Annotated in this window: 4 protein-coding genes; 3 read left to right on the forward strand and 1 reads right to left on the reverse strand. The window is 74.5% G+C overall.

Annotated elements, in window-relative coordinates; translation table 11 throughout:
• The 3 genes from AB0J09_RS50635 to AB0J09_RS50645 form a co-directional block, all read left to right on the forward strand.
• Positions 1-682, forward strand: a 682-nt coding sequence (locus tag AB0J09_RS50635; RefSeq protein WP_360708514.1) for an SDR family oxidoreductase, incomplete at its 5' end; no start/stop codon positions are given.
• A 1-nt stretch (position 683) separates the two neighbouring features.
• Positions 684-1,019, forward strand: a complete 336-nt coding sequence (locus AB0J09_RS50640; RefSeq protein ID WP_360708517.1) for a metalloregulator ArsR/SmtB family transcription factor — start codon at positions 684-686, stop codon at positions 1,017-1,019.
• The gene (locus AB0J09_RS50645) at positions 1,012-1,494 is read left to right on the forward strand and encodes an SRPBCC family protein (protein WP_360708519.1); all 483 of its coding nucleotides are present in this window, start codon (positions 1,012-1,014) and stop codon (positions 1,492-1,494) included. The genes AB0J09_RS50640 and AB0J09_RS50645 overlap by 8 nt, the downstream gene beginning before the upstream one ends.
• Here the strand turns inward: AB0J09_RS50645 and AB0J09_RS50650 are convergent.
• Positions 1,473-7,085: a CHAT domain-containing protein gene (locus AB0J09_RS50650; protein ID WP_360708522.1), complete on the reverse strand. Its 5,613-nt coding sequence runs from the start codon at positions 7,083-7,085 to the stop codon at positions 1,473-1,475. The two genes, AB0J09_RS50645 and AB0J09_RS50650, sit on opposite strands and share 22 nt — an antisense overlap.
• Positions 7,086-7,173 lie beyond the last annotated feature (88 nt).

Below are 7,173 nucleotides of genomic sequence, written 5' to 3' on the forward strand. Positions count from 1 at the left end.
CGAGCACATGCACAAGGCCATCGCCCACGCCCTCGACCTGGACGACATCACGGTGCTGACCCCCACCCAGGACGTCCGCGCCGCCGGAGGGGCCGCCGAGACGGCCCTGGTGGACGCGCTGGACGAGGAGGCGGTCGGCGCGTTCGCCGACTCGGTGGCAGGCCGGGCCGGCGGCATCGACGTCTCGTTCAACGCCATCGGCGTCCAGGACGTGCAGAAGCCGCTGCTCGAGATCTCCGTCGAGGATTTCCTGCAGCCGATCGGGGCCGCCGCGCGTACGCAGTTCCTGACCACCAGGGCAGCCGTCAAGCACATGATCCCCCGCGGGTCCGGGGTGATCCTGATGTTCGGCGGCAGCGGGCCCCAGACGGCGCATGGGCTCGGCGGCTTCAAGGTCGCGCTCGACGCCATGGAGGGCATCCGGCGGCAGTGGGCGTGCGAGGCCGGCCCGTACGGCGTCCGCGTCGTCACCATGGTCACGTGCGGCGTGCCGGAGAGCCTGCCCGGCGATTACCCCGGCAGGGACGGGCTCGAGGCCGCGCTGCGCGAGCCGACCCTGCTCAAGCGGACGGCGACGCTGGCCGACGTGGGCGACGTCGCCGCCTTCGTGGCCTCGGACCGGGCCAGGACCATGACCTCCGCGACCGTGAACATCTCCTGCGGCGCGATCGTGGACTACTGAGTTGCCCGAGGACCGGCTGAGCCTCACCTTCGCGGCGCTGGCGGACCCGACGCGGCGCGCGATCCTCGCCCGGCTGGCCGAGGGCGAGGCGACGGTGAACGAGCTGGCCGAGCCGTTCGACATCAGCCTCCAGGCCATCTCCAAGCATCTCAAGGTGCTGGAACGGGCCGGGCTGATCAGCCGGGGCCGTGACGCGCAGTGGCGGCCCTGCCGCCTGGAGACGGCGCCGCTGGACGGCGCCTCGGAGTGGATCGGCCGCTACCGGGACCGCTGGAGCGACCGGTTCGACCGGCTCGAGCAGGAGATCAAGAAGATCCAGAAGGGTGAGCATGAGTGACACGGAGTTCGTGATCGAACCCGGCCGCCAGGACATCGTCATGATCCGCGTCTTCGACGCTCCCCGGGAGAAGGTGTTCCGGGTGGTCACCGACCCGGAGCTGGTGCCCCGGTGGTGGGGGCCGCACTCCCTCACCACTCGCGTCGATCTGCTGGAGGTCCGCCGGGGCGGCCTGTGGCGGTATGTGAACATCGACGCCCGTGGCCGGGAGTACGGCTTCGGGGGTGTCTACCACGACGTGGTGGCGCCTGAGCGGTTCGTACGGACCTGGGAGTTCGAGGGCTGGCCCGGGGATGTGGCGTTGGAGACGGTCACCCTGGAGGAGGTGCCGGGCGGGACGCGGTACGTCGCCCAGTCCGTGCACCAGTCGGTGGAGGCGCGGGACGCGATCGTGCGGGCCGACGGGCCGCGGGGCGGGCGTGAGTCCATGGACCGGCTGGCCGAGGTGCTCGCTCAAAGGCCCACCAGGACGTAAGCGGCCCACAGGTCGGGCTCGGCGGGACCGTAGAGGTCTCGTAGTTCGAGCACGGCCTCGCGCAGCGCCTGCGCCGGGCCCGTGCCGGCACGCAACCTGGTGTGGAGGTCGCGCATCAGGGCCCTGGTGACCTCGGCGGAGACCGGCCACAGCGGGAGGAGCACCGACCTGGCGCCCGCGTGCAGGAGCGCGTGGGCCAGGCCCTCTCCACCGATGACCCCGCGTTCGAGTGCGGTGAGGACGACGAGCCCGGCGTCCACGGTCATGCTCATGAGCTGCCTGGCGGTCAGGAGGCCGTCGGCGAGCCTGATGCCCGAGCCGAACGGGTCGCTGGAGTCGAACACGGCGTGGCACGACAGGTGCACCACGTCCCAGGAGCCGGGGAGTCTGGTCGCGGTGGCGGCCGGGCCGGTGAGGGGCTGGGTGCCGAGCAGAGCGGCGGCGTCCTGTGCCGCCGCTTCGAGTACGGCCCGGCCCTCGGGTTCCGCGGTATACCCGAACGCCAGCGACTGGGTCGCGGTCGAGGAGGTCCGCTGTGCGAGGCGGGCCAGGGCGGCGACGGAGGGGGCGTAGGTCACGGGGAAGCGTTCGAGGAGCGGGCGGCCGTTCGGGGCGAGGGCGTGGAGCGGGACTCGGTGGAGTTCGGCGTGCGGGACCAGGTAGAGGTGGTCCAGGCCGTCGCCGAGCGCGTCGAGCACGTCCGCGAGCAGGAGGTCGGCCAGGCGGCGCCAGAGGGCGGCGCGGTGGCGGCGCGCCTCGATGTCCAGCAGGTCCGGCCGCCGCCCGTCGATGGTGGCGGTGAAGTCGGCCAGCAGGCCGCGGCCGACTGTGGTCGGGAAAGCGCGCGGCTCGGGCCAGCCGGTGCGGTGGGCGAGCACCGTTACGGTCTCCTCGCCGACGTGGAAGCCGACGAGGGCGACGGCTCCGCCTGGCCGGCCGGGGGTGACGAGGGTGTCGAGTTGGAGCCGGTCGGGTGGAGTGCCCCGGCGCAGTGCGACGTAGTCGGGGGCGAGAGGCTCCATGCGCCGCCACAGCGCCTCCACGCCGCCCCGCGCGGTACGGGCCCGCCGGATGAGCGTCGCGGCCTCCGCCGGGTCGCGGGTGTTGCGCGCGGCCGACATGAGCGTCCGCACGGTGCCGAGCCCGCGTCGCTCGGCCTCCAGCAGCTCACTGGGCACGCTACTCGGCGCGGGCCGGCGCCGATCGCCGAGATCGTCGATCACGTGCCGGTCCTCGCCGACGCGCCACACCGCCCCGGGCACATGCCCGAGGCCGAGCTGGGCGGCCAGCGTGCTGGACCTGGCCTGCTCCGCGTGCCTCCAGGCCGTCATCCCGTGCCCCAGGCGCACGGCGAGCTCGATGACCCTGTCATCGGAGGCGTGACCCAGCTCGTAGGCCTGCTCAGCGTCGGCGAGCGCGCCCGGTAGATCCCCCAGTTCCTCCGCCGCGAGAGACCGGTTGTGCAGGGCGATCCCCAGCTCCAGGTCGTGCCCGAGCTCCTCCAGCAGCTCGACGGCCTCGGTCAGCCGCCAGTGGGCGCGGGCGTACGACGCGGCGGCCACATCGAGCGTGCCCAGGCGGCTCAGGGCGAGGGCCGCCCCGGGCCAGAAGCCGATCTCCTGAGCCAGAGCCAGGGCCTCCGCCAGCGAGACCCCGGCCGGGGCGGGGTCCTCTAGGCGAGCACGCATGATGAGGGCGAGAACCACGCCGCGGGTCCGTCCGGCGGCGCGTTCGAGGTCAAGGGCCCGTCCGGCGAAGACGCCGGCCTGGTCCGTCGAGCCTCGTAGCGCGCAGACCAGGCTCAGGTCGGCGTAGCCGTCCGCGAGACTGCCCCGGCTGCCCCGTTCCTCCCCGATCGAGATGGCCTCCCGGTACATGGCCTCGGCCTCCGCGAGCTCGCCCAGCTTCAGGTGGAGCGCGGCCCGTCCGGCCAGCAAGGATGCCCGCAACGGGCGCCAGATCGGCGAGGACAGCAGCCCCAGTCCCTCCTCGAAGGCGCGGGCGGCCTCCTCCCAGCGGGCCTGGTCCGTGCGGATGCGGCCAAGCAGGTCGAGGGTCTGCACGAGATCGGCGGGGAGCACGGCGTCGGAGTCGCGGGCCAGGGCGACCGCCTGGGAGAGGTGCTCGGCGGCCTCGTCCAGGCGGCCCAGCTGCCTGGACGCCGCGCCGAGGTTGCGCAGGTGGTCGATCATGAGGTGGTCGCGCAGCTCGTAGCCGCGGGCGGCGTACGCGTGGGCGGCTTCCAGATCTCCCAGCGCGCGGCAGAAGGCGGAGAGCTTGGCCAGCAGGAACGAGTAGTGCTCCAAGACGATGGGGCGGCCGTTCACGCCCTGCCCGGAGACGATGGGGTGGCTGTACACGGCCTGCTCGGCGAGGGCGCGGGCGGTCTCCAGGTCACCTGCGGCCTCCGCTTCCTCGATGCTGAGCCAGGTCTCCAGCCGCTCCGTCTGGTCACCGCCCGCCCTGATCGCCTCGGCCAAGGTCGCGTGGCCGCGGGTCACGTCCCCGAGGGTGAGCTGGATGCTCGCCAGCCGCGACAGCAGCTCCGCGTCCAGCCCCCCGCCCATGGCCGCGATGAGCTCGAAGGACCCGCCGCGCTCCGCCGAGCCGCCCTCCTCCGCCGAGCCTCCGGACTCCGGCCAGCCGCCGGGCACCCCCGAGCCACCCGACTCCGCCGAGCCGCCGGGCGGCATCGAGCCGAGGGCCGCGAGTGCCGGGTCGAGACCGGTGAGGCCGTCTTCGAGCGCCGCTCGGGCGCGGCGGAACTCGCCGCGTTCCTCCAGGGCGAAGCCGAGCTTGATCGAGGTGAGCGCCGCCAGCCCCGGCCGGCCGCTCACGCGGAACCCGGCCACCGCCAGCTCCAGCGCCTCCGCCTGCGCTTCCAGGTCACCGGTACGGGCGGCCAGCGCGGCCAGCCGGTCGCGTACGACGGCCTCCTTGAGCGGATCCCCGGCGGCCAGCCCCAGCGCCGTGTTCAGCCGTTCCCCGGCCTCCTGCCACGAACCCAGCCGCACGTCCAGCGCGGCCAGCCCCAGCGTGGCGGTGAGCTGGGTCTCCGGATCGCCTTCCGCGGTGGCCAGCTCCAGCGCGCGTTCGAGATCGGCCAGCGCGTCGTCGAAGCGGTCGAGGACGGTCAGGCAGGTGGCACGCATGGTCAGCGCGGAAGCCTCCTTCGCGGAAGCCCGCAGCCTGGCGAACGCCTGCCCCGCCGCCCCGAACTCCTCCAGCGCCCGCTCCGTCTCCCCCTCCCCGTACGCGAGCACGGCCATGTTGTAGCGGACCGAGGCGGCCCCGTCGTAGTGGCCGAGGACTTCGTACTCGCGTTCGGCCAGCTGGAAGGCCATCCTGGCGCCGTCGGCGTCGCCGCGGGCCCGGCGGCGGCGCGCGATGCGGTACCACTCGTCGGCGGGCTCGCGCCGCTCCCCCCTGCGCCGCACGATCTCCACCAGCCGCGTCTCGCAGGCGGCGGCTTGGCCGGGGTGGCCGCGCCCGGCCAGGAGCACGGCCTGCGCGTCGAGCGTCCTGCAGGCCTCCTCCCACGCCCCGGCGGCCTCCAGCTCGATGGCGCACGCGGCGATGAGCTCGCCCGCGGCGGTGAGATCGTCCTGGTCGAGGGCCGCCCTGGCGGCGGGGACGAGCACCAGGGCCGCCGGCTGCGCCTCGCCGAGCTCGACATACAGCTCGCGTGCCCTGGCCGCGCAGGCGACGGCGCCGACGGGGTCGCCGGCCGCCAGGCAGGCCTCGGCCGCGTGCCCCTGCTGGGCCGCCTCCTCCACGGCCAGCCCGGCGCTCTCGCACAGGGCGATGGCCAGCTGGTGGTGTTCGAGGGCGCGAGCAGGGTCTCCCGCCTGGAGGAGGACCAGGCCCATGTGCCCGAGCTGGAGCGCCTCCGAGCCGGCCTCACCCAGCGAGCGGTAGACGCCCGCCGATCGCTCGAAGGACTCGAGGGCCAGGTCGAGCTCGTCCAGCTCCCGGTAGATGAGCCCCTGCGCCGACAGCGCGTACGCCATCCGGACACCGACGCCGAACGCCTCCGCGGCACGCCCCAGCACGACGCAGGCCGTGCGCCGCCGCCCGAGCTCGCTCAGCCGCTGCCCGGCCTCCAGCAGGAACTCGCCGGGCGAGTCGGCCTGCCGCTCGGCGTAGCGCAGCAGCTTGACCGCCACCTCGCCATCCGGAAGGTCCGGAAGGTCAGGCAGGGCCAGCGCCAGCTCGGTGGCGGACTGGGCGAGCTGCTGGTCCGGCGGCAGCGGGCCGTCGAGCACCGCGCCGAGCCGGGTCAGCAGCTCGGGGTCCCCGTCCCTGGCGAGCGCGAGCACCTCCCCCAGGTCACGCACGTCGCCCTGGGCGGAGAAGCGCGCCAGCAGCGCCCGGCACAGCACCCGCTGCGCGGGCGCCTGGTCGCGGGAGGTCTTCACGGCCAGCTCGAGGCCCTGGCGGGCCGCGTCCACCGCTTCGTGCAGGTCCTCCACCCGCCCCGCCTGTGTGGCCCGCCACCGCAGCACTTCCGAGACCAGCTCGTACGCCTCCGCGCGGAACGCCAGCCGCTCACCGGCCGCCAGGGCCTCGCGCAGCGCGGCGACGGCCTCGTCGGCTTTGTCCGCGCTGAGGTCCAGCTGGAGCGCCTGGCCGAGCATCAGCAGCACCCTGGCCCTGGCCGGGTCCCGCTCGCCGTGGGCCGCGAGCGCGGCGCGGGCGGCCGCGATCGGCTCGGCGGGGTCTCCCCTGGTCACCACGGCCCGCCTGAGCAGGGCGTTCGCGAGGTTGGCGAGCAGTCTGGCGCGGTCCGGGTGCCCGCTCGGCGCGAGCCCGGCCGCCTCGCGCATGATCTCGATGGCGCTCTCCAGGTCGGCCGGCTCTCCGGTGACGCCGTAACGCTTCCAGCGGCGGCCGCCCAGCAGGCCGAGCCGGACGACCGGGTCGCTGCCAAGCCCCCGCGCCGTCTCGTCCGGCGTCACGTGGAGGGCCTCCAGCATCTCCGTGCCGGCCTCGAGCGAGCGCTCGTCTCCCGTGACGATGAACCATTCGACCAGCCCGGCCGCGTACGGGGCCAGCACGCCGGGGTGGGCCCACTGCTCGTGCCAGAAGTCCAGCGCGCACTGCCCCACCCTGATGAAGGCCAGCAGATCGCGGTCGGCGAACGACCCCGCCGACCGCGCGTGGGCGAGCTCGACCAGCGCCAGCAGGGCCCGCGACCTGTCCTGGCTGCGCGGCGCCGTCTCCGCGGCCGCCAGATACGCCCTGACCAGCTCCTCGTCGCCGAACGCCGCCATGCCGAGCGCCGTGGCCAGCTCCGCTGCGTGGGACGGCTCGGCCAGCGCCGCCCTGAACAGCAGGTGCACCGCGTCGTCGATGTGCTCCCGCTCCCCCGTCACCCCGAACAGCCGCACCAGCCCGCCGCCCAGCAGCGCGAGCGCACCGGGCGCCCAGGCAGGGTCGGGCGAGCGTACCGACTCCTGTAACAGCAGCTCCTCGAGCCGGTCGGCCACCTCGGGCGTGGGGTCCGCCATGGCACGCCGGACCAGGGCGTGGACCAGCAGCCCCAGGTGCGGGTACGTGGCCGGGTCCACGTGCTGGAAGACCTCTTCCACCAGCCCCGCCCACGTGTCGGCCGAGTCGCTGGCAAGCGCCGTCGAGCCGCGCAGCCTCTCAGGAAGGCGACCAGGATCGGCCACGGCC

The sequence above is a fragment of the Nonomuraea sp. NPDC049784 genome (assembly GCF_040659615.1).
Taxonomy (GTDB): domain Bacteria; phylum Actinomycetota; class Actinomycetes; order Streptosporangiales; family Streptosporangiaceae; genus Nonomuraea.